Origin of the sequence: Serratia sp. SSNIH1 (assembly GCF_002935055.1) — a bacterium.
Taxonomy (GTDB): domain Bacteria; phylum Pseudomonadota; class Gammaproteobacteria; order Enterobacterales; family Enterobacteriaceae; genus Serratia; species Serratia nevei.
Genome location: NZ_CP026383.1, coordinates 1,448,049 through 1,473,735 on the forward strand (window position 1 = coordinate 1,448,049; position 25,687 = coordinate 1,473,735).

Annotated in this window: 31 protein-coding genes and 1 pseudogene; 19 read left to right on the plus strand and 13 right to left on the minus strand. The window is 61.5% G+C overall.

All coding sequences use genetic code 11. From position 1 onward, the window contains the following. Positions 1-150 precede the first annotated feature (150 nt). A complete protein-coding gene (locus C3F38_RS06895; protein WP_033641194.1) occupies positions 151-732 on the plus strand; it encodes a flavin reductase family protein in 582 nt (193 codons plus the stop codon). On the opposite strand, the gene C3F38_RS06900 is transcribed toward C3F38_RS06895, so the two are convergent. Continuing rightward, a complete protein-coding gene (locus C3F38_RS06900) occupies positions 729-1,109 on the minus strand; it encodes a helix-turn-helix domain-containing protein (RefSeq protein ID WP_038873124.1) in 381 nt (126 codons plus the stop codon). The genes C3F38_RS06895 and C3F38_RS06900 overlap by 4 nt on opposite strands. 84 nt (positions 1,110-1,193) lie before the next feature. On the opposite strand from C3F38_RS06900, the gene C3F38_RS06905 reads away from it, so the two are divergent. After that, positions 1,194-1,961, plus strand: a complete 768-nt coding sequence (locus C3F38_RS06905) for an NAD(P)H-dependent oxidoreductase (protein ID WP_038873126.1) — start codon at positions 1,194-1,196, stop codon at positions 1,959-1,961. Here the strand turns inward: C3F38_RS06905 and C3F38_RS06910 are convergent. After that, positions 1,958-2,206 carry a hypothetical protein gene (locus C3F38_RS06910; RefSeq protein WP_038873128.1) on the minus strand — a complete coding sequence of 83 codons (249 nt, stop codon included), beginning with the start codon at positions 2,204-2,206 and terminating at the stop codon, positions 1,958-1,960. The two genes, C3F38_RS06905 and C3F38_RS06910, sit on opposite strands and share 4 nt — an antisense overlap. Positions 2,207-2,399: 193 nt before the next feature. Here C3F38_RS06910 and C3F38_RS06915 point away from each other — a divergent pair, with 193 nt between their 5' ends. Beyond that, the gene (locus C3F38_RS06915; protein ID WP_047728793.1) at positions 2,400-2,804 is read left to right on the plus strand and encodes an Exc2 family lipoprotein; all 405 of its coding nucleotides are present in this window, start codon (positions 2,400-2,402) and stop codon (positions 2,802-2,804) included. 233 nt (positions 2,805-3,037) lie between these two features. Further along, positions 3,038-3,679 (plus strand): DsbA family protein, encoded by a 642-nt coding sequence (locus C3F38_RS06920; RefSeq protein ID WP_038873134.1) that lies wholly within the window; start codon positions 3,038-3,040, stop codon positions 3,677-3,679. A gap of 35 nt (positions 3,680-3,714) precedes the next feature. On the opposite strand, the gene C3F38_RS06925 is transcribed toward C3F38_RS06920, so the two are convergent. Further along, a complete protein-coding gene (locus C3F38_RS06925; protein ID WP_038873137.1) occupies positions 3,715-4,437 on the minus strand; it encodes a phosphatase PAP2 family protein in 723 nt (240 codons plus the stop codon). A 222-nt stretch (positions 4,438-4,659) separates the two neighbouring features. Between C3F38_RS06925 and feaR the strand changes: the two genes are divergently transcribed. Beyond that, positions 4,660-5,559, plus strand: coding sequence for a transcriptional regulator FeaR (gene feaR / locus C3F38_RS06930; protein WP_038873140.1), 900 nt, complete (start codon positions 4,660-4,662; stop codon positions 5,557-5,559). Between the two features lie 33 nt (positions 5,560-5,592). Here feaR and C3F38_RS06935 read toward each other — a convergent pair whose 3' ends face one another. Beyond that, complete coding sequence (locus tag C3F38_RS06935; protein WP_055312108.1) at positions 5,593-7,092, minus strand: aldehyde dehydrogenase family protein; 1,500 nt, start codon at positions 7,090-7,092, stop codon at positions 5,593-5,595. A gap of 159 nt (positions 7,093-7,251) precedes the next feature. Beyond that, the gene (gene leuE / locus C3F38_RS06940) at positions 7,252-7,890 is read right to left on the minus strand and encodes a leucine efflux protein LeuE (RefSeq protein WP_016928933.1); all 639 of its coding nucleotides are present in this window, start codon (positions 7,888-7,890) and stop codon (positions 7,252-7,254) included. A 237-nt stretch (positions 7,891-8,127) separates the two neighbouring features. Between leuE and ada the strand changes: the two genes are divergently transcribed. After that, complete coding sequence (ada, locus tag C3F38_RS06945; RefSeq protein ID WP_055316998.1) at positions 8,128-9,183, plus strand: bifunctional DNA-binding transcriptional regulator/O6-methylguanine-DNA methyltransferase Ada; 1,056 nt, start codon at positions 8,128-8,130, stop codon at positions 9,181-9,183. Further along, positions 9,180-9,893: a 2OG-Fe(II) oxygenase gene (locus tag C3F38_RS06950; protein ID WP_055312109.1), complete on the plus strand. Its 714-nt coding sequence runs from the start codon at positions 9,180-9,182 to the stop codon at positions 9,891-9,893. The genes ada and C3F38_RS06950 overlap by 4 nt, the downstream gene beginning before the upstream one ends. Here the strand turns inward: C3F38_RS06950 and tehB are convergent. Beyond that, the gene (gene tehB / locus C3F38_RS06955; protein ID WP_038873152.1) at positions 9,888-10,751 is read right to left on the minus strand and encodes an SAM-dependent methyltransferase TehB; all 864 of its coding nucleotides are present in this window, start codon (positions 10,749-10,751) and stop codon (positions 9,888-9,890) included. The two genes, C3F38_RS06950 and tehB, sit on opposite strands and share 6 nt — an antisense overlap. A gap of 178 nt (positions 10,752-10,929) precedes the next feature. On the opposite strand from tehB, the gene C3F38_RS06960 reads away from it, so the two are divergent. Next, entirely contained in the window at positions 10,930-12,033 is a 1,104-nt protein-coding gene (locus C3F38_RS06960) for a DUF1615 domain-containing protein (RefSeq protein ID WP_048232793.1), read from the plus strand. A gap of 53 nt (positions 12,034-12,086) precedes the next feature. Here the strand turns inward: C3F38_RS06960 and C3F38_RS06965 are convergent, their stop codons facing one another. Then, positions 12,087-13,766: an alpha-keto acid decarboxylase family protein gene (locus tag C3F38_RS06965; RefSeq protein WP_038873155.1), complete on the minus strand. Its 1,680-nt coding sequence runs from the start codon at positions 13,764-13,766 to the stop codon at positions 12,087-12,089. A 673-nt stretch (positions 13,767-14,439) separates the two neighbouring features. On the opposite strand from C3F38_RS06965, the gene C3F38_RS06970 reads away from it, so the two are divergent. The 4 genes from C3F38_RS06970 (at position 14,440) to C3F38_RS06985 (ending at position 16,594) form a co-directional block, all read left to right on the plus strand. Beyond that, on the plus strand, positions 14,440-14,919 hold the full coding sequence (locus tag C3F38_RS06970; RefSeq protein ID WP_038873156.1) for a universal stress protein: 480 nt from the start codon (positions 14,440-14,442) through the stop codon (positions 14,917-14,919). Between the two features lie 156 nt (positions 14,920-15,075). Next, positions 15,076-15,666: a lipid IV(A) palmitoyltransferase PagP gene (pagP, locus tag C3F38_RS06975; protein ID WP_038873159.1), complete on the plus strand. Its 591-nt coding sequence runs from the start codon at positions 15,076-15,078 to the stop codon at positions 15,664-15,666. 126 nt (positions 15,667-15,792) lie between these two features. Then, positions 15,793-16,281: a DUF2501 domain-containing protein gene (locus C3F38_RS06980; RefSeq protein WP_015376789.1), complete on the plus strand. Its 489-nt coding sequence runs from the start codon at positions 15,793-15,795 to the stop codon at positions 16,279-16,281. 49 nt (positions 16,282-16,330) lie between these two features. Then, positions 16,331-16,594, plus strand: coding sequence for a DUF333 domain-containing protein (locus tag C3F38_RS06985; RefSeq protein WP_004940597.1), 264 nt, complete (start codon positions 16,331-16,333; stop codon positions 16,592-16,594). A 35-nt stretch (positions 16,595-16,629) separates the two neighbouring features. Here C3F38_RS06985 and C3F38_RS06990 read toward each other — a convergent pair whose 3' ends face one another. After that, on the minus strand, positions 16,630-17,247 hold the full coding sequence (locus tag C3F38_RS06990) for a hypothetical protein (RefSeq protein WP_055316999.1): 618 nt from the start codon (positions 17,245-17,247) through the stop codon (positions 16,630-16,632). A 106-nt stretch (positions 17,248-17,353) separates the two neighbouring features. Next, the gene (locus C3F38_RS06995; protein ID WP_047728778.1) at positions 17,354-18,043 is read right to left on the minus strand and encodes a ZIP family metal transporter; all 690 of its coding nucleotides are present in this window, start codon (positions 18,041-18,043) and stop codon (positions 17,354-17,356) included. Positions 18,044-18,181: 138 nt separating this feature from the next. On the opposite strand from C3F38_RS06995, the gene C3F38_RS07000 reads away from it, so the two are divergent. Both C3F38_RS07000 and C3F38_RS07005 read left to right on the plus strand, forming a co-directional pair. Beyond that, the gene (locus C3F38_RS07000) at positions 18,182-18,964 is read left to right on the plus strand and encodes a DeoR/GlpR family DNA-binding transcription regulator (RefSeq protein ID WP_055317000.1); all 783 of its coding nucleotides are present in this window, start codon (positions 18,182-18,184) and stop codon (positions 18,962-18,964) included. 2 nt (positions 18,965-18,966) lie between these two features. Further along, complete coding sequence (locus C3F38_RS07005; protein ID WP_047730786.1) at positions 18,967-19,350, plus strand: VOC family protein; 384 nt, start codon at positions 18,967-18,969, stop codon at positions 19,348-19,350. Here the strand turns inward: C3F38_RS07005 and C3F38_RS07010 are convergent, their stop codons facing one another. Next, positions 19,351-20,259, minus strand: a complete 909-nt coding sequence (locus tag C3F38_RS07010) for a LysR family transcriptional regulator (RefSeq protein ID WP_055317001.1) — start codon at positions 20,257-20,259, stop codon at positions 19,351-19,353. A gap of 125 nt (positions 20,260-20,384) precedes the next feature. Here C3F38_RS07010 and C3F38_RS07015 point away from each other — a divergent pair, with 125 nt between their 5' ends. From C3F38_RS07015 to C3F38_RS07035, 5 genes are all read left to right on the plus strand, one after another. Continuing rightward, entirely contained in the window at positions 20,385-21,266 is an 882-nt protein-coding gene (locus C3F38_RS07015; protein WP_038873171.1) for a pirin family protein, read from the plus strand. 117 nt (positions 21,267-21,383) lie between these two features. Then, positions 21,384-22,010: an isochorismate family cysteine hydrolase YcaC gene (gene ycaC, locus C3F38_RS07020; protein WP_004928476.1), complete on the plus strand. Its 627-nt coding sequence runs from the start codon at positions 21,384-21,386 to the stop codon at positions 22,008-22,010. A 154-nt stretch (positions 22,011-22,164) separates the two neighbouring features. After that, positions 22,165-22,494 (plus strand): hypothetical protein, encoded by a 330-nt coding sequence (locus tag C3F38_RS07025; RefSeq protein WP_055317002.1) that lies wholly within the window; start codon positions 22,165-22,167, stop codon positions 22,492-22,494. A gap of 75 nt (positions 22,495-22,569) precedes the next feature. Continuing rightward, entirely contained in the window at positions 22,570-23,022 is a 453-nt protein-coding gene (locus tag C3F38_RS07030) for a thiol-disulfide oxidoreductase DCC family protein (RefSeq protein ID WP_055317003.1), read from the plus strand. Between the two features lie 86 nt (positions 23,023-23,108). Then, on the plus strand, positions 23,109-23,360 hold the full coding sequence (locus tag C3F38_RS07035) for a hypothetical protein (protein ID WP_055317004.1): 252 nt from the start codon (positions 23,109-23,111) through the stop codon (positions 23,358-23,360). Here C3F38_RS07035 and C3F38_RS07040 read toward each other — a convergent pair. From C3F38_RS07040 to C3F38_RS07050, 3 genes and pseudogenes are all read right to left on the minus strand, one after another. Then, the gene (locus C3F38_RS07040) at positions 23,351-23,899 is read right to left on the minus strand and encodes a GNAT family N-acetyltransferase (RefSeq protein WP_038873177.1); all 549 of its coding nucleotides are present in this window, start codon (positions 23,897-23,899) and stop codon (positions 23,351-23,353) included. The genes C3F38_RS07035 and C3F38_RS07040 overlap by 10 nt on opposite strands. Before the next feature lie 95 nt (positions 23,900-23,994). Further along, positions 23,995-24,719 (minus strand): annotated as a pseudogene (locus C3F38_RS07045) (DUF2076 domain-containing protein). Positions 24,720-24,844: 125 nt separating this feature from the next. Then, complete coding sequence (locus C3F38_RS07050; RefSeq protein ID WP_038873182.1) at positions 24,845-25,630, minus strand: helix-turn-helix transcriptional regulator; 786 nt, start codon at positions 25,628-25,630, stop codon at positions 24,845-24,847. Between the last annotated feature and the right edge of the window lie 57 nt (positions 25,631-25,687).

Below are 25,687 nucleotides of genomic sequence, written 5' to 3' on the forward strand. Positions count from 1 at the left end.
CCGTTAGCGGCGAATTGATTTAACTATAGATAACGGATGGCGCGACGGGTAACAAGCGCCTCAGCTGCGCATTCTGTGCGCCTTGCGTTGCCTGCCGCCACAGCGCAGATCTACACTGCTGGGCAATCACTCACTCGCAAGGATTTCCCGATGAGCCACTTTCGCCCTGTCGCCCTCGAACACGCCAGCCGCCTGCTGAACCACGGCCCGACGGTATTGATCACCAGCCGCAGCCGCGACGGCGCCAAACGCAACGTGATGGCCGCCGCCTGGTCGATGCCGGTGGAGTTTAGCCCGCCGCGCATTGCCATCGTGGTGGACAAAGGGGCGCACAGCCGGCAAATGATCGAGGAAAGCGGCGCATTCGGCATTTGCGTGCCGGCGGCCATGTTCATCGACGCCACCTACGCGGTCGGCAGCGTGTCCGGATTGGATGACGACAAGTTCGCCCGCTTCCACATCGCCGCGGCGCCGAGCGCCACCCTGCAGGTGCCGCTGATCGAACAGGGCTGCGTGGCGTGGCTGGAGTGCCGCTTATTACCGGAAAGCGGCGCGCAGGAAAAATACGACACCTGCTTCGGCGAGGTGCTGAGCGCGGCGGCGGACGAGCGGGTGTTCCAGCAAGGGCGCTGGAATTTCACCGCCGCCAATGCGGATCTGCACACTATTCATCATCTGGGGGCGGGCAACTTCGTGCGCAGTGGCGAGACGCTGCGGGCCAAACCGCTTTAATCGGCCGCGCGCTTGCGGTCGGCATCATAGCGCTCGCGGGCGGCGTCCAGCTCGGGGAAATGGTATTCCGCCCATCGGTCCAGCGCCGTCAGCGTCTCGACCAGCGAGCAGGCGACGGCGCTGAGCCGGTATTCCACATGCGCCTGATTCTTTTCACTTAAATCCAGCCGTTCGAGCAGCCCGTTGCGTTCCAGCTGGCGCAGCGTTTGCGTCAGCACCTTCTGTGAAATGCCGTCGATGCGGCGCAGCAGCTCGCCGTTGCGCATAGGCCGCTGCGCCAGCGCGGGCAGGATCAGCATCACCCACTTGCCGGAAATCAGCGCCAGCGCATCGCGCGCGGAGCATTTACTCGAATAGACGTCGCCGGGATAAGCCATTGGGAGTTACCTTCAGGTGCGTAATTGCCAAGGGTGCGATAAAGCCACAGCATAGCAGCACCACCTTACAGCGGGAGAAACAGGATGAACGTGCTGATTGTGCTGGCTCACCCCGAGCCGCATTCTTTCAATGCCCATTTGGTCGAACAGGCGCGGCAGGCCTGGCTGGCGCAGGGGCACCAGGTGAAGACGGTCGATCTGTATCAGGAGGGATTTGATCCGCGCGAGGGCGCCGGCCATTACCCCAGCAGAAAGCAGGCGGGAAGGTTCGATGCGATGCAGGAGCAGCGTCATCATTGGACGATCCAGGCGCTGCCGGCGGAGATCCGGCGGCATATCGAGCTGCTGCGCTGGGCGGATACGCTGGTGCTGCAGTTCCCTTTCTGGTGGTTCGGCGCACCTGCCATCCTCAAGGGCTGGATGGATCGGGTGTTCGTTTACGGCGGGGTGTACGACAGCCGCCACCGCCATGAGAACGGCGTGATGCGCGGCAAACGGGCGCTGCTGACCGTTACCGCCGGCGCTTCCGCTCAGGCCTGCGCGCCGGACGGGCGCGACGGCGATATGCGGCTGATGCTGTGGCCGATCATGCATGCGCTGCACTATATCGGCTTTAGCGTGCTGGAGCCGTTCCTGGTCTATGGCGTGCGCGGCGGGTTGGCGGGCGAGGAGCGGCAGGCGCAGAACGCTGCTTTGGCGCAGGTGACGCAGGCGTATCGGGAAGGCTTAAGCGATCTTGCCGCCTGGCCGGCGGTGCCGTTCAACCGCAATGACGATTTTGACGCCGATCTGGCGCTGAAGCCCGGCGCGCCGGTCTACAGCCCGTTCGTGCGGCACCGCGATCCGGTTTAGAAACCGGCCTTCAGCAGTTCCTCGCGCAAGTCGTCGATAATCGCCGGTTCGATATCGGGGAACTGTTGCTGGATATCGGCGATGGCGTCGGCCACGCTCGGGCCGGCGAAGGTGCCGGAGAAGGGCACCAGCGGCAGGTTGGCGTCGCTGTCCGGCAGTTCACCGCGGATAGTGCCGGTGATCATGCCCGCTTTTTTTTCCGCCGTGAGGTCGTACTCCCCCACGTTTTTGTCGATCGGTTTCATTGGCCGCCTCGCTGTCGGTGAGTGTTTACCCTATTCTGTTAAAGCATAGTGTTTCAGGCAATGAATACCAATCAATGCATATAATATTAATATAAAACAATATGATGCGATTTTTTGTCGTTTGACGTTCACCGGGGGCCGGCGCTATGCTCTTGGTGCTAAAGGACCTTCCTCACTGACAGGGACAGACGACATGAAAAAACTGAAACGCGCGGCGCTGTTGTTGCCGCTGTTGGCGCTCAGCGCCTGCACCCACCACCTCAGCAGCGCGGAGCTGCATGCCAAGCACTACATTTATCAAACCCGCGACGATTTCGATCCGCAATTCCGCACCGATGTGAACGGCAGTATTAAGAACGCCGTGCCGATGTTCGAACAGTTCTACCAGCTGGGGAAAAAGGATCGCGCGGCAGGCGTGGCGCGCAGCGAGGCGCAGAAAAAGGCCGACTATCTGGCCAGCCCGGAATTCCAGCAGAACATGGAACACAAAACCATTTTCATCAACCGCACTTACAGCGGCTCCGACAACCCCAAACGCCGCCAGGTGTTCTCGCAGGAAGCGGTGGGCGCTTATTGGGACGGCTACGAAGGGCGCTGAACATAATCCCTCACAAATATACCCGTCATACTTGAAGCTGCATCTGTGTTGACTGCGAGCGCTCACCCCAGTTACTTACTTGAGTAAGCTCCTGGGGACTCCCGCTCTTGCCGCCGTGATGCAACTCCAATTATTTAGGGTATAGAAGGTAATAAAAACTGGTCTTCTGGCGGTTATTTGATTATAAGAACCGCCGCTAAGGACGATGTTCATAGATGAAACCAGGAGTGTTTATGTTGGCAAAAGTTAAGCGTTCGCTCGCCGCCGCCGTCGTATTGATGTTGGCGCTGCCCGCGGTTCAGGCCGCGGATTACCGCGCGGGCGAGCAATACACCCGGCTGGATAAGCCGGTGGCCGCCGCGCCGGCGGTGGTGGAATTTTTCTCCTTCTACTGCGGCCCTTGCTATCAGTTCGCCGAAACCTACCGCGTAGGCAGTACCGTAGCTCAGGCGCTGCCCGCCGGTGAGAAAGTCACCAAGTATCACGTCAGCCTGATGGGCAAACTGGGCAATGAGCTGACCGAAGCCTGGGCGGTGGCGACGGTGCTGGGCGTGGAAGACAAGATTGAAGGGGCGATGTTCGACGCGGTGCAGAAACAGCGCGCCGTCAACGGCGCCGAAGATATTCAGCGGGTGTTCACGGCGGCCGGCATCGATGCCGCTACCTATGAAAATGCGCGTCACAGCCTGCTGGTCAAAGGATTGATCGCCAAGCAGAACGAAGCGGTGAAAGCGTTCGAGGTACGCGGCACCCCGTCGTTCTACGTGGCAGGCAAGTACAAGATAGACAATGCCGGCATGGCCAGCACCCGCGTTGAAGGTTACGCCAAAGAGTACGCGGCGGTGGTGCGTTACCTGTTGGACAAACAGCCGTAAACCGGGCCGTCAGGGCCCGGTGTTAGCCGCCGGATCTATTTTGCCGCAGGCAAATCCAGCGCCTGGCGCAGCTCGTCGCGCGCTTGCCGGTACTGCTGCTGGAAATCCTGCTGCTGTGAAAGCTGCTGGCTGATCACGCTGCCGGCGATGCGGCCCATCTCGATATCGGAAGGGTAGTGGATCCCCGCCACTACCCGGTTGTCACCGTATTGCCAGGCGCGCGTCATGATGGCGGCGCGCTTTTCCGGCACCATGTTGGCCAGGGTGATGCCCATTAGCGTGCCCAGCGTGGTGTGGCCGGAAGGCCAGGAGCCGGAGCTGGAGCGCTTGACGATCGGCTCGATGCGGCTGTCCAGCATATGCGGGCGCGGGCGCTTCCAGAAATCTTTCGCCGGATCGACCACCGCCGCTTCGGTGGCGACGATGCGATCGAAGAAGGCGCTCACGGCCGGCAACGCTTTGGCGTTGAACTTCGGCCCCATCACGTTGCCGTACACCCAGACGTTCTCTTCCGCATCCGCCTTAGCCTGGCTGGCCATTTCCGGCGTGCGTTTCTGCTGCATGTCGAGCACTTCCCGCAGTTCACGCTGGGTCTGCGCCGAGTCGTTGGCCGGCGGCGGCGGCAGGATGTGGGTCAAATCCACCTGCTGCGCGGTGGTGAACGGTTGAGCTTCCTCGGCCGCCTGCGCGTGGAGCGCGGTCAGGGCGCTGGTGGTAAACAAACACAGCGCTAAAACGGATTTCTGCAACGATTTCATCGGGTCATGTCCAGGGGGTTAAAGTGAAAGGGGAGCAGTCTGTATCTTTGGCGAGGCCTGTGACGATGAGATGACGGTTTCGTGGCGGATGGATGACGGGCGCCGGGTGAACTGTGATCGCGGCGCCAAATCCCCCGCTCGCCATTGATTGTATGTTAACGGATTGTTATGGTGTTTTTCTGTTCAACGGCGCAGCACCGCTGCTGTTTGAAGGGAGAGATCATGACTGCATTGGCAACGCTCCGGGACGTCGGCTTCGAAGAGTGGCTGGGGAAAATCAACACCGCCTGCGGCCGATTCTGCGCGAAAACGCTGGGGCCGGGCTTCAGCGGGGCGATGCAGGAATTTCGCGCCCATGCGCTGCGTCTGAGCGTGGTCGACGTGTCTCAGGCCCGGCTGTACCGCACGCCGCGCGAAATCGCCCGCAGCGACGGCGCGCACTTTTTTACCGTCTTCCAGCTGCGCGGCAGCGCGTTGATGGAACAGGGCGAGAGCCAGACGGTGCTCTCTCCCGGCGACATCACGCTGATCGACGCCTCACGGCCCAGCAGCTTCACCTTCCAGCGCGATTCGCGCCAAATCTCGCTGCTGTTGCCGCGCGGCTGCCTGCCGGTGCCGCCGCCCTGTGCCCAGCGTCTCGGAGCAGAGCTCAGCGCGGTGCGCCTCAGCCGCCAACTGGTGCTGAGCAGCATGCAGGATCCTCAGCTCGCCGCGGCGGAAAGCGAGGCGGTGCTGAATGCGCTGGCGGCGCTGCTGCGCCCGGCGCTGGCGCTCGAACAGGCGCGCCCGGAGGGGCAACAGCCGGTTTTCGACAAGGCGCTGGCGTTGATCGACAGGCATATTCAGTCGGCGCAGCTGCGCCCGGAATGGGTGGCGGCCGAGTTGGGGGTGTCGCTGCGCAGCCTGTATCGGCTGTTCGCCCGCCAGGGGCTGGTGGTGGCGCAGTACATCAGAAATCGCCGGCTGGATCTGTGCGCGCAGGCGCTGCGCAGTGCCGCCGGGCAGGAAAAGCTGGCCGGCGTCGGCCTCGACTGGGGTTTCGCCGATCACAGCCATTTCTCGACCGCTTTCAAGCAGCGTTTCGGCATGTCGCCGAGCGAGTACCGCCGGCAATATCAATAAGTCAGGGCGCGGGCCAGGCCCGCGCCGCTTCACTCAATAGCGGATGCAGACCGATTTGGTTTCGGTGTAGGCATCCAGCCAATCCGGGCCGAAGTCACGGCCGCTGCCCGACTGTTTGAACCCGCCGAACGGCATGTTCGGGTCGATCAGCGTATGGGTGTTGACCCACACGGTGCCGGCCTGAATGCGCGGCGTCAGCGCCATCGCTTTCTGCAGGCTGGTGGTCCACAGGCTGGCGGTCAGCCCGAAGTCGGTGTCGTTGGCCTTGCTCAATGCCTCTTCGGCGCTCGCTACCCGAATCAGGTTAACCACCGGGCCGAACACTTCCTCGCGCGTCAGGTTCAGCCTGTCGTCCGGGTTGATCACCAGCGTTGGCGGGATGTAGAAGCCGTTGGCATCCGGCCCGGCCGCGCCGCCGATAAGCTCGGCGTTTTTCGCCCGGGCGTCGTCCAGGTAGGCCGCCACCTTGTTGCGGTGCGCGAGCGACACCAGCGGGTTGATTTGCGCGCCGGTGTCCATTCCCGGCCCGACCGACAGCGATTTCACCGCCTGTTCGAAACCGGCCACCAGTTGGTCATAGATCGGCGCTTCGATATAAATCCGCGAACTGGCAGCGCACACCTGCCCCTGGTTGAGGAAGCTGCCGAGCATCAGGCCTTCGATCACCTGCTGCGGATCGGCGTCTTTCAGCACGATGGCCGGGTTTTTGCCCCCCAGCTCCAGCGTCACGCGGGTCAGGCGATCCGCCGCCGCGCGCGCGATGCTTTTGCCCACCGGCGTGGAGCCGGTAAAGCTGACTTTGGCGATCAGCGGATGTTCGGTCAGCGCCTTGCCGCACAGGGTGCCGCGGCCGGTGACCACGTTGAACACGCCCGGCGGCACGCCGGCTTCGCTCGCCAGTTCGGCCATGCGCAGCAGGGTGAGCGGGGTGGTTTCCGACGGCTTGATGACGATGGAGCAGCCCGCCGCCAGCGCCGGCATCACTTTCCACATGCCGATCATCAGCGGGAAGTTCCAGGGCACGATGCCGGCGACCACGCCAATCGGCTCTTTACGGGTATAAACCTGATATTTGGCGCCCGGCGGCATCGGAATGGAGACGTCCAGCGTCTGGCCGGTGATTTTGGTTGCCAGACCGGCGGTGTAGCGCATCCAGTTCAGGGTGCTGCCGACTTCGAAGGCGCGGGCGATGTTGATGGATTTGCCCTGCTCCAGGGTTTCCAGCTGCGCCAGCTCCTCGGCGTGTTGCTCCACCAAATCGGCGTAGCGCAGCAGGATGCGTTCGCGCTCTACCGGCAGGCGCTGCGCCCAGACGCCTTCGCTGAAGGCTTTGTGGGCGGACTGCACCGCCAGCGCGACGTCGTGTTCGTTGGCGTCGGCGGTGGTGGCGATCTGCTGCCCATTGGCGGGGTTATACACCGCCAGGCGGTCTTCCGCGGCGGACGCGCGCCACTGGCCGTCGATATACAGCCCATGCTGACGATCGAGAAAACGCGACACGCTATCCAGCACGGCTACGGTATTGTCAGACATACATCCTCCGATCAGGCTCATCAGGTTATCGTTAACCCTGCAAGTCTAGATCAGCGGGAAAGCGGCGGCTTTGGTCTGCCTGACATTCGGTTTGCCCTGCGTGTCATTTTGCCGTGACGAAGGAGTAAACCGCGGCCGGCGGGCGCCGGCCGGGAGGGATCACGAGCTCAGGGTCGCCAGACGGGTGGCGAAGCCGAGGAACAGCAGGCCGATCAGGCCGTTGCCGAGCTTCGCCAGGCCTTTCTTGTGATTGAAGAAATGCGCCAGCATCGCGCCGGAGAAGATCAGCGTGCTCATGTAGATAAAGCTGACGGCTTCGAGGATCAGCGCCAGAATGGTGAACGACAGCCCGGTGTGCGCGTAGTTGAAGTCGATAAACTGCACGAAGAACGACACGTAAAACAGAATAGCTTTCGGGTTGGTCAGGCTCAGCGTCAGCGACTTGCGCAGAATGCTGTGGCCGCCCTCAATCTGCTGCTGTTGCGCCTGCGCCTTCTGCACGAAGGTGGCGTAGAGGATTTTTGCGCCGAGGAACAGCAGGTAAATCGCGCCGAGAAAACGCACCAGGGTAAACAGGAACGGCGTGGTGCGGATCAGCGAAGCCACGCCGATATAGGCGCAGAAGATCAGGATCGCATCGCCGATGAACACGCCGAGCGCCGCGGTGTAGCCGGCGCGCACGCCGCGCGATACGCCGGTTTTCAGCACGTACAGCGTATTCGGCCCCGGCAGAATGATAATGAAGACCACCCCGGCCAAATAGGTCCATAAATTCAGGACGCCAAAACTCTCTAACACAATAACCTCTCCATGCGCGCAACTAACAGGCAAAAACACTGGCCACGCCCGTGGCCGGCCGCGATCCTAACGCTGTGCAACCGGGTTGGCAACGTAATAAACTTCATGTTGTTGGTTAAAAATTGTCGAAACATTGTTGAAAACGTCGGCGCCGAATTAAAAAGCAAGAGTCGGCGTGTTTCGCCAACGGCCCGTCACTATGCTGGTTAACATCGAAACCGCAGTGAGGAACGGATGATGAAAAACGTAATCGACAGCGCCGATCCGCGCTGGCTGGCGATCGTCAGCCGCGATAAGCACGCCGACGGCCGCTTTATCTACGCGGTGAAAACCACCGGCGTGTATTGCTCGCCTTCTTGCTCGTCACGCCAGCCGAACCGGCAAAACGTGGAGCTGTTCGACGACGCTGAGCAGGCGGAAGCGGCGGGTTATCGGCCCTGCAAGCGCTGCCGCCAGGGGCTGACGCCGTTGACGGAGCAGCATGCGCGGCAGATAGCCGAGGCCTGCCGCTATATCGAACGGGCGGAGAAAGCGCCGTCGTTGCAGACGCTGGCGCGCCACGTCGGGTTGAGCCAATACCATTTCCACCGGCTGTTCAAAGCGATCACCGGCCTGACGCCGAAAGGCTATGCCGACGCGCAGCGCAGCCAACGGCTGCGCACCGGTCTGACGCAGCAGGAGACGGTGACCGACGCGATCTTCGACGCCGGCTATGGTGCCAACGGCCGCTTCTACCAGCAAGCCAACGCCGCGCTGGGCATGACGCCGAAGGCCTACCGGGCGGGTGGCAAAGGCATGCGCATCCATTTCGCCGTCGGGCGCTGTTCGCTGGGCGAGATCCTGGCGGCGCAGAGCGAGGTGGGCATCTGCGCCATTCTGCTGGGGGACGATGCGCAGCGGTTGGTGCAGGATCTGCAGGACAAGTTCCCTAATGCCGAGCTGATCGGCGGCGACGCGCAGTATGAAGCGCTGATGGCGCAGGTGGTGGGGCTGATTGAAGCGCCGGAGAACGGGCTGGCGCTGCCGCTGGATATTCGCGGCACCGCGTTTCAACAGCGGGTCTGGCAGGCGCTGCGGGCGATACCGGTCGGCGAAACCGTCAGCTATGCCGATATCGCCCGGCGCATCGGCGAGCCCAAAGCGGTGCGCGCGGTGGCCGGCGCCTGCGCTGCCAACGTGCTGGCGGTGGCGATCCCCTGTCACCGGGTGGTGCGCAACGACGGCGCCCTGTCCGGCTATCGCTGGGGCGTCGAGCGCAAGCAAGCCTTGCTGGAAAAAGAGGCGCAGCGATGAGCGGCCCGCTGGGGGCGCGGCTGGCCGAATTGGACTGGGCGGTGATTGAACGCGAACTCGATGCGCAGGGCTGCGCGCGGCTGCCAGGCGTGCTCAGCCAAGACCTGTGCCGCGAGCTGGCGGCGCTCTACCCGCACGATGCGCACTTCCGCAGCCGCGTCGTGATGGCGCGGCACGGTTTTGGCCGCGGCGAGTACCGGTATTTCGCCTATCCGCTGCCGCTTCCGGTGGCCGAGGTGCGCAGCCTGATGTATGCACGGCTGGCGCCGGTGGCCAACCGCTGGAATACCTTATTGGGCTTGACGGTGCGCTATCCCGCCGAACACGAGGCCTACCTGGCCGAATGCCACCGGGCCGGCCAACGGCGGCCGACGCCGCTGCTGTTGCGTTACGAAGCGGGGGATTACAACTGCCTGCATCAGGATCTGTACGGCGAGCGGGTGTTTCCGTTGCAGGTGGCGTTTTTACTTTCCGCCCCTGAACGGGACTTCACCGGCGGCGAATTCGTGCTGACCGAACAGCGGCCGCGGATGCAGAGCCGGCCGGAGGTGGTGCCGCTGCAGCAGGGCGACGCGGTGGTGTTCGCCGTGCATCACCGGCCGGTGGCGGGAGTGAAAGGCTACTATCGGGTCAATCTGCGCCACGGCGTCAGCCGGATACGCGCCGGCCAACGCCACACGCTGGGGGTGATCTTTCACGACGCGCTATAGCTTGCGTGCCAGCAGGGTGGCGAAGCGCAGCGAGATGCGGTTGCCGGCGGCGTCGGTCTTGTGCAGTTGGCCGACGTCTTCGTTGTATTTGAGGATCCCCCAGTCGCGATAATAATGCTTCAGCTCACCCGGGCTGAAGGTGAACGGGAACGGCAGCGGGCAGGGATAATCCTCGGTATCCATCGCCGCCACGATCAGGTTATGGCCGCCGCGCACGGTGCTGTCCTGCATGTTTTGCACGATAGGCGGGATTTGCTGGCGTTCGAGGAACATCATCACCACGGTGGACAGGATGAAGTCGTATTCGCCGCTGAAGCGGTGGGTATTGAGATCCTGCACCCTGGCGCTCAGGCGGGTCAGCTGTTCGGCGTCGATGATTTGATTGAGGCGGTCTATCGACGGCGCGTGCTTGTCCCAGGCGGTGACGTCGAAACCTTTCAAATTGAGATAGAGCGAATTGCGGCCGCCGCCGCAGCCCAGATCCAGCGCCTTGCCCGGCGCGATGCGCGCCGCCGCCTCGATCACTTCAGAGTGGGTGCGTGTCAGTTCGTATTTCTTGTGGTAGTAATCTTCCGGCGTGCAGTAAAACGCCAGCCGGCAGATCATGTCGTCCGAGAAGGAAACGATGCGATGCCACTGCTGCGGTGCGATAAACGGCGGCTGGCTTTCGGGGCTGAACTGCCAGGTCTCGGTGGTGGCGCCGTCTTCGGTCATCATGGCGAACGTCAGGCTGCCGCTCAGGACGGTGAGCTTCGCCCAGGTGCCGCTCTGGGTGTTGTGGCGCTGGCGGAAGGCTTCCGGCAGTGTGTCGCTGTTCCATTCCGGCAGGGTTTTGTAGCAAAGCAGCTGCTGCTCCATAAGGGGCTCCTCTGGCTGGGCAAGCAAAGTGATTTATATAATGCATATAAAATACATCTTTATGGGGCATTTGAACATAGCGGCCTGACGGAAAGGCGCGGCGATATCTTTATACTGGATTGTGCGCGGCGGCTGGGCTAATTTCAGTGCTGTTCATGTCATCACGTTCAGGGAAAAGATGCCGATATCTCGTTTATTTCACCCGACGCCCTTCCGTTGGCTGAGCCTGGCCGCGCTGCTGGCGCTGGCGGGCTGTACCAGTAAAACCCCCACCACGGCGCCGGCGGCGCGCCCCGCCGATGTCAAAGCCCGACTGATGACGCTGATCCCGGCCAACGCCGGCGATCGTCGGGGCTGGGCCACCGATATTACCGCCGCCTTTGCCGCGCAGGGCATCGAGCCGAGCGATGAGAACCTGTGCTCGGTGCTGGCGGTGACCGAACAGGAGTCGACGTTCCAGGCCAACCCGCAGGTGCCGGGGCTGCCGAAGATCGCCTGGAAGGAGATCGATCGCCGTGCCGATCAGATGCACATCCCGAACTTTTTGGTGCACACCGCGTTGAAGATCTCGTCGTCGAACGGGCAGAGCTACAGCGAGCGGTTGGATAAGGTGCGCACCGAGAAGGATCTGAGCGATATCTTCGATGACATGATCGACCGCGTGCCGATGGGGCAGAAGCTGTTCGGGCATTTAAACCCGGTACATACCGGCGGCCCGATGCAGGTGAGCGTCGCCTTCGCCGAGGCGCACGCCAAAGGGTACCCTTATCCGATCGACGGCTCGATTCGCCGCGAAGTCTTCAGCCGGCGCGGCGGTATGTACTTCGGCATTATGCATTTGCTGGGGTATCCGGCCGATTACAGCCGGCCGATTTATCGCTTTGCCGACTTCAACGCCGGCTGGTACGCCAGCCGTAACGCGGCGTTCCAAAACGCGGTCAGCCGGGCGAGCGCGATCCCGCTGGCGCTGGACGGCGATCTTATCGACTTCGGCAGCGATAAGCCCGGCTCGACCGAGCTGGCGGTGCGCACGCTCGGCAAGCGCCTGAACATGAGCGACAGCGCCATTCGCCGGGCGCTCGAGAAAGGCGACACGGCCGGCTTTGCCGACACCGACCTGTATAAGAAGGTCTACGCGCTGGCGGGCGGCAAGCTGCCGCGTGAGATGCTGCCGGGTATTCAGCTGGAGAGCCCGAAAATCACCCGCAAGCTGACCACTGCCTGGTTCGCCAAGCGGGTGGACGAACGCCGCCAGCGCTGTATGGCGCGCGCCGGCGGATAATGACATAAAAAAACGCCGCCGGTGGCCTGAACCACCGGCGGCGCGACCGCGCCTCAGGCACTGCGGCGTGGGTTGGTCAGGCCGAAGTTAAAGCTGTTGCAGCGATTGCAGAACTCTTTCATCACCGGCGGCGTGTCCATCATCGGCACTTTCACCTCGATAAACGCCAGCCGATCCTGCCGCGAGGCGCGTTCCAGGGCCATTTCCAGCTGCTGCGTGGTCTCCACCGCCACGCTGAACGGCTGCGCCTGAGTATTCAGCACCGCCGGCAGTTTGGCGTAGTCCCACGGGCCGATGTCGTTGTAGGACGAGTTTTCGCCGAGGATATACCGTTCGATGGTGTAGCCGTCGTTGTTGATCAGGAAGATGATCGGCTTTTGCTCGCAGCGCAGCAGGGTAGACACTTCCTGCGCGGTGAGCTGGAAGGAGCCGTCACCGATGAACAGCAGGTGCCGGCGCTCCGGCGCCGCCATCAGGGTGCCGAGCAGCGCCGGCAGGGTATAGCCGATCGAACCCCAGATCGGTTGGTTGACCACCTTGACGCCGCCGGGCATGCGCATGCCGCCGATGGCGGCGCCCGAGGTGCCGTTTTCCACCACCACCACGTCATCCGCCCGGATAAATCGCTGGATCCGTTGCCACAGATAGGCCTGATCGATGGGGGTATCGCTCGGCGTCGCCAGCTTCTCACGCGGATCGGGCAGCGGCGCCAGGGGCTGTACCGGCGTGTCTTCACTCAGATCCAGCAGCGCCTGCAGCAGATCCGCCGTCGCCACCGCTGGGTAGGAGGTGTTGTCCAGCTTCAGCGAGAACGGCTGGATATCCACCTGAGCGGCGGCGGGAATTTGCTGCGAGAAATAGCCGGTGGTGGAGTCCACCAGACGCACGCCGAAGCTCAGCACGCAGTCCGAGTGGGCCATGCGCTCATACAGTTCGGGGCGCGACAGGTTGCCGCTGTAGCCGCCCATCCAACCGGCGGTATCTTCCGGAATAATGCATTTGGCGGTCGGCATATTGGTCAGCGGAATGGCAAAGCGATGAGCGACCTCGATCACCCGCTGCTGCAGCTGATAGCGATCCACCATTTGGTCGACCAACATGATTGGGCGCTGCGCGCGTTTTATTTTGGTTAACAGCGCCATCGCTGCCAGTTGCACATTGTATTTATCGCTGGCCGGCAACTGCGGCGCCGCTGCGGCTGCGGTGATTTCAATTTCGACGTCGCAAATATCGGAAGGCAGCTGTAAATAGACTGGTTTCTTCTCTATCCAGGCGCGGGAAATAACGCGCGGAATTTCCTGCGCGGCATTTTCCGGCGTTATCAAGGCTTGAGCAACGGTGAATTGTTTAAAACAGTTCATGACGTTGTCGAAATTGCCGTCGCCCAGGGTATGGTGCAATAGCTGATGATTCTTCATCGCGTGCAGCGGCGGCGTGCCGGCAATGCAGATCACCGGCGAGGATTCGGCATAGGCACCGGCGATGCCGGACAGCGCGGCCAGATCGCCGACGCCGTAGGTGACGATCAGCGCGCCGGCGCCTTTCATTCGGGCGTAGCCGTCGGCGGCGTAGGCGGCGTTCAATTCATTGCAGTTGCCGATAAACGCCAATCGGTCGTCGCTTTCCAGCAGCTCCAGCAGGCTGAGGTTATAGTCGCCGGGCACGCCGTAAATACGATCGACGTTCAGGGCGTGAAGCTGTTGCAGAATGAATGACCCGATAGTTATTTTCATTGATTGCTCCGGATTATTTATCTTTTTTTGTCAGGCGAAAATCAGCAAAAATAAATTGCTGGCGATGTTGTGTCGTTAGCTTTAACAGTTATTTAAAGCGTCGACTTGTTCAAGACCGGGTTGGCAGCCGGAAAATGGGCGGTTTGTATTCGGCGCTTTACGCGATTGAGTAAGACATAAAAAGTAGGGGTATTGTGTATTGGCGTGCGGCGGTATTTTTCCTTGATGGAATATCAGCAGAGAAACGGCGCCGCGTTGGCATTGGTCATGATGCAGGGGGAGTTTACCGGTACTTTTGATGCCGCGTTAAATCCTGCCTGGCGGTACCCGGCAGTAAGCCTGGAAAAGAAAAGCCGACGCTGACGCAAAGGGGGATTTTGGTGATCTGCCGCACGCTTATTTCAAGAAACTATCCCGTAACCAATTAAAAACAAAAAATTAACAAGGATCGTTTTTTATTCGTCGGTTTCCGTCAGCTTTACTTGACGGGGACGGCGGTGCGCGCCACGTCGGGCCGGCGTTAAAATACGCCGCCACGGGGGTTAAGATAACGTGGTGGCCATCACATTCCGTGGGAAGTGATACGTAAACTTTTCTCTACGTGCGCGCAGATGGCGTATACCTACCAAAGAGGGCAGTGCCTCAATGGCACTGACCAACGGGGGAAAGAGCGATGAAAAGCTATCGACACATTCTGGTACTGATTCACGATGAGCGCGATGGGCTGCCGTTGCTGCGTCAAACGGTGGCGATGGTGGGCGGGCTGCCGATCGCCATCACCGTCGGCCACCTTAACGCCGACTATGCGGAGCTGGAGTACGGCAGCGATGCGCTGGTCAAAGATCGCCAGGCGCAGGAGGTGATCGCCGCCAAGGCGATGCTGAGCCGGCTGGTGAGCGCCGTCGAGGCGCCGGTTGCGGTCAAGGAAATCGTCACTATCCGGCGCTTTAAGGACGTCAGCGATTTCATTCATCAGGCCGGTATCGATCTGGTGGTGGTCGGGCACCAAAATCGCCTGTTCGGTCTCTATTCCTCTTATTCCCTGGAGTTTGTGAACCGTCTCGATGTCGATGTGTTGGTCAAGCACCTTGCCCGCGAGTCGTGTGCGACAAAGCGGATTTTTCCCACGGCTTTGCCGCCCGAAAGGCGATAGCATACGCAGGCCGGTGCAACCTGTTAAAAGTTATCGGGAATTTTCCGGTGCTAAACTTAACCAAAGCATAACGGGCGTTGGATAAATTAGATACAGCTTGATCTTGCCTGGGCTATCGGTAAAAATCTGCGGCCGTATTTTTACAGGAGCTTTACGATGTTTCTCAAACGGACTCTTTTGGCATGTTCTCTGGCGTTGATATTTCCTGCACTGCCTTCTTACGCTGAGGTTGGTACAGAAAGTGGCAATACCGCGCAGGCTGAAAAACCGGGTCTATGGCAGCGTTTTACCCATAACGTGGCGGAGACCTGGAACAACTCGCCTAACCACGATCTCTATATCCCGGCCATCACTTGGCACAACCGTTGGACTTACGACGACGAGAAGATCGATAAGTACAACGAGCGCCCGTGGGGGGCCGGCTACGGTATCTCCCGCTACGACAGCGACGGTGACTGGCACGGCATCTACATCATGGCGTTTAAGGATTCCTTCAACAAGTGGGAGCCGATCGGCGGCTACGCCTACGAGAAGATCTGGCGCCCGCTGGATGACAAGGATTTCCGCCTGGGGCTGGGCTTCACCGCCAGCGTCACCGCGCGTGATAACTGGAAATACATTCCTATCCCGGCCCCGCTGCCGCTGGCCTCTATCGGCTATCAGCGGCTGACGTTCCAGGCGACCTACATTCCCGGCACTTATAACAACGGCAACGTGTTCTTCGCCTGGCTGCGCTGGCAGTTCTAAATTTCCTGAATTCCGAAAAACGGCGCGGCGGCGAGATAAAAGGAACTTGTCGCCGCCGGCGGCGTCGGAAGGGTATCCCGGCGCGCTGCGCCGATCGCATGCCGTTATTACAGGAGTTTCACCACTATGATCACCAAACATCGTTTACTGCTGGCCTTGGCGCTGTCCGCTACCTTGGCCAGCGGCGCCACCCAGGCCGCCGGGCTGATGGATTCCCTCAGTAGCGCGGCGGGTGAACTGAGCAAGTCGGGCGGCGACAGCAGCGGCGGCATGTCGCTCTCCTCGCTGACCGGCCTGTTGAACGGTGGCGACAAGGCGTTGAGCTCCAGCAGCATGACCAATGCCGCCGGTATCCTGCAGTACTGCGTGAAAAACAACGTGCTGTCGGCTAACGGTGCCGAAGGGGTGAAAGATCAGCTGCTCAGCAAGCTGGGCATCACCAGCACCGAAAACGCCAAGAGCCAGGATTATCAGCAGGGCCTGGGCGGCTTGCTGCAAACCGGCGAAGGCAAGAGCCTGGATCTGAACAGCCTGGGCACCTCGCAGATCACCGAGAAGGTGAAACAAAAAGCCTGCGATCTGGTGCTGAAACAGGGCAAATCCTTTATTTCATGATGAGCGAACGGCGGAGCGCTCCGCCGTTCTTTTTGCATAAGCTGGAAAAATGAAAAAAACGTTGATGCTTTCCCTGTTGGCAGGGATGACGATGTTGCAGGGGTGTTCCGTGAAATCCAACGATGCGCCGCCACCGCCGCAGGTGAAACCGATCGGCATGGCGAACCCGGCCGACGTGTATTGCACCCAAATCGGCGGCAAGCTGAATGCCAAAGAGAACGCGGCAGGCCAGTATTCCACCTGTACCTTGCCGAGTGGGCAGGAAATTGAAAGCTGGGAACTGTTCCGCCGCGATCACCCGGTGAAAAAGTAACCCTCGCGGCGCCGGCTCTTCCGCCCGGCGCCCGATCAGAATTGGTGATCCCCTATCGACTGCAGCTGCAGGCTGCCGTCTTTTTGTAGCGTCAGCGGCATGCGCCAATCGCTCTGTTTATCCAGGTTGAACGGCCGGGAGCGGAACATGCAGCCGGTCTTGATGTTCTTGATTTTCATGACGTGTTCCGCGTCCGCATTGATTTTCACCTCGAAGCTGCCGGCGGGCGGAATAAAGACTTCCGCCAGCTGTTGCGGCGCCGTCGGCGTTTCCAGCTTGACCAGCACCGCGAAATCGTTGCCCTGATTATCCAGCGTCAGCCGATGCAGACCGGTTGCGGGCAGCCGCGTCGGCTGATGCAGATAACCGGCTGAGGCGGGCCACGGCTGCCCGGCATTGTCGTGCAGCGGCCCGCCGCACTGTTCACGCGCCTCGCGCAGCGGCATTTCGCGCTTTATCGCGCGGTTGTAATCGGTGGGGGCGGCGAGGCTGAACTCGTCGTCATATTGGTGAGCGCGCAGATAGCGCTTGGCGCCGAGCACCGCGATGGCGACCAGCATAAAGAACAAAAATATCCTCAGGCGATTTTTAAAAATCAGCCCGAACAGCTTCCCGGGGAGTTGAAACAGCCACCTTGCGATCGTCAATAACATCGTTTTCCCTTTACGCCCAAGCCGTTACGTCTGCGGTAACTTCGCCTGCCTCAGTATAGCCAAAGCGTTGCCTCCGGGCGGCATGCGCCATGAAATTCCTGCTTTTTTACCCCAAACCTTCCTCTAACAGCAACAGCAGCAGGAAGCCGGCAAAGAACATCGCGGTGGCGAACGGTGTCTCTTTTCCGCCTTCATGCGCTTCGACCAGCAGCTCTTCGGTGACCAGGTAGAGCAGGGCGATCAGGCCAAAGGCCAAAAAGGCGGTCAGCCAAAATGCGCCCAGCATGGCCACCGGCGCCCCCAGCAGGCCACCGATAGGCAGCAGCAGCGCCAGGCCGACTATCGCCGCCATGGCCCGCAGCCGCCTGCCGAGAAAGTCTTTCAAATCGCCGACGATCGACAACCCCAGGAACAGCACTTCCAGCGTTAACGCCAGTGTCAACAGCAGACCGGCCTTGGCGCCAGCCGCGAAGGCAATACCCAGCACCAGCCCATCGATAAAGATATCGACGCCGACCGCGGCGATAAAACCGACCGGCCCCTGCGCTTTTTCACCCAGCTGCCTAACCAGCAGCATTAACAGCACCCCCGCAGCGCCGCCCAGCAACACGGCCACAGGCGACTGCTGCTTGAGATCGGGCAGGATTTCGGTGGCGGCGGCGGCGAAAACGATGCCGGCGGTAAAGTGATGGATGACGCGCATCGTGGCGGCACCGGGGCGGCGATAGAGTGCCACCGCAGCGCCGATGACGGTGGCTGCGGCGGGAAACAGCGTATAAAGCACGGCGGAGGTCATCGCGTCATAATCCCTTATCGGTGATGTCACTCTCAGTCTAGACGAGTGCCGCCGCTTCAGCGTGGCGAAAAAAATGATTGTTCGATTGTGTACGTTTGTGTACATTCGTGATCACTTTAGCGTCACCGGATTTACGCGATGTCCAAACTGTTACCGAATGAACGCCACCAGGCCATTCTCGACGCGCTTCGCCAACAGGGGCGGGTGCTGGCCCTGGAGATGGCGCTGCGGTTGAATACCACCGAAGCCACCATCCGCCGCGATCTGCGCCAGCTGGCGGCGCAGAACCTGTGTAAACGTATCTATGGCGGCGCGCTGGCGCCGACGCCGGCCGAAGGCCCCGTTGCGGCGCGCATGACGCTCAGCGGCGATGAGAAGCTGACGCTGGCGCAGACCGCGCTGGGGTTGATCGGTGAAGAGCAGCTGATCTTCCTCGATGCCGGCAGCACCCACCTGTATCTGGCGGATCTGTTGCCGCGCGATCGGCGTTTGACGGTGGTGACCAATGCATTGAGCATCGCCGGCAAAATGCTGGAACGGCCGGGGATCCGCACCATCCTGATCGGCGGTGAGCTGGATGCGCAGGTCGGCGGCTGCGTGGACGCCAAGGCGGCGGAAGAGATAGACGGTTTCCACTTCGATCTGGTGTTCACCGGCATCTGCGCCTACGACCCGGACGGCGGCTTCTCCGCGCTGAGCTACCAGGACGCCACCTTCAAAAAGCGGCTGCTGACGCGCGCCGGCAGCGTGGCGGTGCTGTGTACCCGCGACAAGCTCAATACCTACGCCCCTTACCCCTTCCTGCCCGCCGGGCGGGTGGATCATCTGGTGACGGCGCGCGGCGCGCACCCGCAGCTCGAGCTGCAGGTGGCGCAGGGCGGCGGCCAGGTTTGGCACAGCGATTTACCGACCGGAGAATGATGATGAAAATAGCCCATGTTGCCCTGTGGACCCGTGATATCGACGCGCAGCTGGCGTTTTGGCAGCGCTATTTCAACGGTGAGGCGGGTGAGGAGTACGTCAGCCGCAACCGGCCGGGGTTTGTTTCCCGTTTCGTCAGCCTGGCGGCCGGGCCGACGCTGGAGATCATGCGCGTGCCGACGCTGTTGCCGGCGCCGGCCCAGGAAGAACGGGTAGGCTGGGCGCACATCGCGCTGTCGCTGGGGGATGAACGGCAGGTCGATCGATTGGCGCAGCGTGCGCAGCAGGAGGGTATCCTGCAGTCCGCGCCGCGCTGGACCGGCGACGGCTTCTATGAGGCCGTCATCCGCGATCCGGACGGCAACGCGATCGAAATTACCGCCTGATCACTCCTCTTCGATGCTGGCGAACTGCTCGCCCAGATAATCGAGCAGCAGCCGCACCGCCGGCAATAAACCGCGGCGCGACGGGTAGACCGCATGCACCACGCCGCCCTGCGGCTGCCAGCCGGGCAGCAGCTGGACCAGTTCGCCGCGCAGCATGTCGTCACGCATCATCATCGCCGGCAGCTGAACGATGCCGGCGCCGGCGATGGCGGCGGTGCGCAGCATCAGCATGTCGTCGGTGACCAGCCGCGGCGTGTGTTCCCACTCGATCCGTTCACCCTGCGGGCCGGTCAGCCGCCATTGGTGCTGAGCGCGCGCCGGGCCGAGATCGAGCGTCGGGTATTTACGCAGGTCTTCCGGCGTGTGCGCCGGCCCGAGGGTGCGCACCAGCGCCGGGCTGGCGGCGACGCACCAGGTGCGCTGCGCCAGGATCTTCAGCACCAGATCGCTGTCTTCCAGCGGCGGCGGCCGCACGCGGATCGCCAGATCCAACCCTTCCCCCACCACGTCCACTCGGCGGTTGGTGGCCTCCAGATGCACCGTCACCTTCGGATAGTCGGCCATAAAGGCCGCCACCATGTTGCCGACGCGGGTGTGCAGGATCGCCACCGGGCACGACATGCGCACCGTGCCGCAGGGCTCGGCGCGCGTCTGTTCGATCGCCTGCTGCGCCGCTTCCGCTTCCACCAGCATCGCCTTGCAGTGCGCGTAATAGTTTTGGCCGACCTCGGTCACCGAGAAACGCCGCGTCGAGCGCTGGATCAGGCGCACGCCCAGCCGCTCTTCCAGCAGCGCCACGCGGCGGCTGAGCTTGGATTTGGGAATGCCCAGCGCCCGGCCGGCGGGAGCAAATCCCTGGTGATCGACCACGCTGGCGAAGAAAAACAGATCGTTCAGATCGGTCAGCATCTTATCCCTTATCGTTCTACCAGTAGAACGCTGAGTGTACATCTTGCCTACTACTGCAGCAAACCCCGGCAGATTAAACTTCTGCCATCAACTTAAGGCCGTGAGGTCTGAAACGGGAGTTCAAGATGAAAAAAATCCTCGGTATTCACAACAGCCCGGAAGCACATTGGGTCGGTAACGGTTTCCTGGTGAATTCGCTGTTCTCTTATAACGATTTGGGGGCGGAAATGAGCCCGTTCCTGCTGCTGGATCATGCGGCGCCAACCAAATTCCGCTCTGCCTCCGGCACCCGCGGCGTGGGTCAGCATCCGCATCGCGGGTTTGAAACGGTGACCATCGTCTATCAGGGCGAAGTGGAACACCGCGACTCGACCGGCAGCGGCGGGGTGATTGGCCCCGGCGACGTCCAGTGGATGACCGCCGCCTCCGGCATTCTGCACGAAGAGTTCCATTCGCGGGACTTCTCGCGCAAGGGCGGCACCATGGAAATGGTGCAGCTGTGGGTCAACCTGCCGGCCAAGGACAAAATGGCCGAGCCCGGTTACCAGACGCTGCTGAACGCCGATATTCCGGTGGTTCCGCTGGCGGACGGCGCAGGGCAGGTGCGAGTGATCGCCGGTGACTTTGGCGGCCACGCCGGCCCGGCACGCACTTTCAGCCCGCTCAACGTGTGGGATATGAAGCTGAATGCCGGCCACACCACCACGCTGACGGTGAAAGAAGGCCATACGCTGGCGCTGGTGATGCTGCACGGCGCGATCCTGGTCAACGGCGAAGAGGTGGTGCGCGAAACCCAAATGGTGCGTTTCGACCGGGCGGGAGATTCGATCACTATTGAAGCCAACAACGACGTCGCGCTGCTGGTGCTGAGCGGCGAACCGATCGATGAGCCTATCGTCGGCTACGGCCCGTTCGTCATGAACAGCGACGCGGAAATCCAGCAGGCGTTCCGCGACTTCAACAGCGGCAAGTTCGGCAGCATGAACGCCGAAGCAAGCGCCGGTTGACCTTGGCGCCTGGGACGGGACGTGTTCCCCGGCTCAGGCGCTACACTTAAACCTCAACGCCCCGTCCCAGCGGCGGGGCGTTTCATCCGCAACATCAACCCCCACAGGAGTAAAACCATGACTGCAAATTATAAGCGCCTCGACAAGGACCAGGCCGCCGTATTGCTGGTGGATCATCAGGCAGGGCTGCTTTCGCTGGTGCGCGATATCGATCCCGATCGGTTTAAAAACAACGTGCTGGCGCTGGGTGATTTAGCGAAGTACTTCAATCTGCCGACCATTCTGACCACCAGTTTCGAAAACGGCCCCAACGGCCCACTGGTGCCGGAGCTGAAGGCCCAATTCCCCGATGCCCCTTTCATTCCTCGCCCCGGCCAAATCAACGCCTGGGACAACGACGACTTCGTCAAGGCGGTAAAAGCCACCGGCCGTAAACAGCTGATCATCGCCGGTGTGGTGACCGAAGTGTGCGTGGCATTCCCGGCGCTGTCGGCGCTCAATGAAGGCTTTGAGGTCTTCGTGGTGACCGACGCCTCCGGCACCTTCAATGAGCTGACGCGTCAGTCGGCCTGGAGCCGCATGGAAGCCGCCGGCGCGCAGCTGATGACCTGGTTCGGCGTCGCCTGCGAGCTGCACCGCGACTGGCGCAACGACATCGAAGGCCTGGGCACGCTGTTCTCCAACCATATCCCGGACTACCGCAACCTGATGACCAGCTATAACACGCTGACGAACGGTAAGTAACACGGCGGCCCTTTACGCCACCTTTTGCCTTTCATCACGTTAGACGCGGGATGTAAGCAAAACGTAGCGGGGCGAAAAGGTAGCGAAAAGCGGCTTTCTCATGGGCCGGGGGCGGGGTAGCGTAATCCCGAACCCGGCAAATGAGGCTAATTCAATGAAACAAGCAATCAAGATCCTGGCGCTGCCCTGCATGGGCATGGCGCTGTTGTTCAGCGCGAGCGCGATGTCGGCCCCCGAGGCGCCTGCGGCCAAAGCGTTGCCGCCCGCGGCGGATGAACCGATGCGCATGCCGTCTTTCCCGGGCGGGCACCCGCCCAAACCGGGGTTCTGCCACGGCGGCGAACTGTTCTGCGCCACCTCGGCCAGCGACAATCCGGTGGAGACCATCAACAAACTGACGGCGGTGATCCCGGCGGGCAGCGCCAAGCATTACGAGGTGCGCGTCGCGGTGGTGGCCGTGCCTGACGCCCCGCCTACGCCTTAACGGGCCCTGTCATCCCGCTCTGGTTCGCACGCTCAAGGCGCGTTAGGCTAAGGCGAGCGTTTATCGGGAGGCGGGATGACCCTTTTAGCACAACTGCCCTATCTCCAGCCCGGCGAGTGCGCGCTGTTGTTCGACGGCGAATGCAATCTGTGTCACGGGCTAGTGAGGTATCTTATTCGCGCCGATCGGCAGCGGCGCATTCTGTTGGCGACGGTGCAATCCGTCGAAGGGCAGGCGATCCTGCAGGCGTTTGGGTTGCCGACCGACCGTTTCGATTCCGTGGTCTATGTTGAGCAGGGGCGTTATTGGCTGCGTTCGGCGGCGCTGTTCCAGGCGTTGCGCCAATTGGGGTGGCCGTACCGCGTGCTGGCGCTGGCGCGTTACCTGCCGCAGCGGCTGGCGGACAAGGTCTACGATGCGGTCGCCGGCAATCGCTACCGGCTGTTTGGCCGCAACGACGGCACCGGTTTGCCGGGCGCCGACCAGCCCGGGCGCTATCTGCCCAAGCGGCGGGAACCGCCGGCCTGAGCTTTACGCTTCTTTACCATCCAACCGCTTGAAATATCAGCACTCCAGCTCCATATAATGGAACGTTCAGCCAACAAGGAGCGCGTATGGGAATCAGTGAAGAAGAGCACATCCGCCGTTTGACCCAGGAGAAGAACGACATGGGCAATACGGCGAAATGGGTGGCGATCGTTTCCGCCGTGTACTTTGCCTTGATGGTGTTTTACGGCCACCCGACCGGCGTATTGGCGATGTCGGGCACGGTGTTCATCGTTTCTACCGCCACCTGGCTGAAAAAACGTCAGAAGGTCAAATCTTACCGCATGGCGTTGGCCAAAATCAGCGACGATCAGCCCTGATAGTCGCCGCGCTTTAGCGTATACACCAGGCTCGGCGCTGCGCCGGGCACGTCATCCAGCGTATCCACCCGCTGCATGCCAATCTTTTCGAGCACCCGCCACGAAGCCTGATTCTCCGCGCGCACAATGGCAGAAATCTCACCCAGCTCCAAACCGACAAACCCGTATTGCAGTGAAGCCAGCGCCATCTCGGTGGCCAGCCCCCTGCCCCACACCCGGGTGTCGAAGCGATAGCCGAGGTTAACGGTGCGCTGCGCGCCGAGCGGCTTCCAGGACAAGCCGCCAAAACCGATAACCCAATCCGGCCGTTCGCGCAGGGCGAGCGCCCAGGAGCCGTAGCCGTGTTGCCGCCAGACGGCGAGCCGCTCCTGCAGCGCCGAAGCGGCCTGCGCTTCGCTGGTGAGCGGGCCGGCGGGGTTGAAGCGTTGGGTTTGCGGATCGCCAAAGATGGCGTAGAAACGTTCGAGGTCCGCCATCACCGGCGGCCGCATCTGCAGGCGCTCGCTGAAGTACGGGGCTGAAGGATTAAAGCTCGGCATCGTTTCTCCCGGCCGGATCAATGAACAGCGTTCACTGTAGTCCAGATCGGCGAAACGGGAAATCCCCCTCTGCGGGTGAGAGGGGGAGAGGGGCATTACAGGAAGGAGTCGTCGTCGTTGTAATCGTCGTCGGCGTAGTCCGTGTCATCCTGGTAGTTGGCGTTCTGGAAGCCGTTGTCCTGATTCAGGAAGCTGCCGCCGTCGCCGTTGTTGAAGGTATCAAGGTTGTTGGAGGCGTCGAAATTGCGCATCGCGCTGTCGTCCAGCGGCGCCGGGTTTTCTTCGATAATATTCACGATTTCCTGCGGTTGCGAATGGCGGAACATGCCGGTCAGCATGTCGGCCAATACCACGCCGCCGGCGACGCCCGCCGCGGTTTGCAAAGCCCCACCCAGGAAGCCGCCGGCTGCGGTTGGGCATAGGCTGGCTGCTGCGGCTGTGAGTAGCCCCCTTGCTGCGCGTTGTTCCAGGCCGCCGTATTTTGCTGCTGCGCCTGATACTGTTCACGCGGGCTTGGCGTACTGCGGCTGCCGCCGCCGAACAGGCCGGCCAGGAAGCCGCCGCTGCTCTGTTGGCCGTTGGCGGTTTGCTGCAGCTGCGCGACCTGGGCTTCCAGCTCTTTGACCCGCTGGTCCATCTGTTTGAGCGCCGCTTCCTGAATGATCATTGCCTGCGCCATGTAATAAGGGGCGGAAGGCTGCTCGCGAATATGCTGATTGATTTGCTGCTCTGCCTGGAGATCCCGTGGGCCTGTCTTGGTCTCGGCTTCTTTCAGGCGGCCAAACAGACCATCGATAAGGCGTTGTTCTTCGGATTGCATAGGCGTACCTCGGGAGATAAATAACGGTGCTGGATGATCGTTGTCATCGGTAGCAATCACCCTAGCGCGTTTGCATGAACCAATAAATAAATGGCGGGTAAACCTGTCTATGAATTTGTTACCAATTACGGCAGCGGGATCAGCATCACCAGCTTCAGCCCGCCGTGCTCCGCCGGATGGAAGGTGAGCTGGCGATAGCGCAGCGCTCCTTGCTGAGGGTGCTCGAACGCGCGCTCGCCGCCTTCGCGCGCCATCACGTCATGCTGTTTCCACCAGTGATTAAAGTCCGCGCTGTTGTGCGTCATGTTCCGCACGAAGGCGCGCATCTCTTCGGTGTTTTGGTGATGGCTGGTCTCGGCGCGAAACTCGGCCACCACGCGGCGGGCACGTTCTTCCCAATCGCTGACCAGCGTTTTCGCCAATGGGTGGAAGAACATGAAGTGCAGCAGGTTGGGGCTGTTGGCCACATCCAGCCAGCCGCTGAACAGCGCCGCCGCCTGCGGGTTCCAGGCGACGACGTTCCAGGTCACGTCCAGCAGGTAGCAGGGCACCGTCATCTGGTGCACGCTCTGCAGCACCGCATCGTTGGCGGTTTCGCGGTGCGTTTCCTGCTCGGGATCGGCGACGCGCGCCAGGGTAAACAGGTAGTGACGCTCTGCCGGGCCGAGCCGCAGCGCCTTGGCGATGCGTGCCAGCGTATAGGGGGAAATGGACACCTCGCGCCCCTGTTCGATCCAGGTATACCAGGTGGCGCTGATGCCGCTGATTTGCGCCAGCTCTTCGCGCCGCAGGCCGCTGGTGCGGCGGCGCGAGGAACTGGGCAGGCCGAGCATTTCCGGCGTGATGCGCTCGCGGTGCGCGCGCAGGAATGCGCCGAGGGCCTTTGGCCCGGATAAGGCTTCTGATGACATAGCGTGGTACCTATTTATACCAGGATAACTGCTCATATTGTACCCGTATAGTAGCCT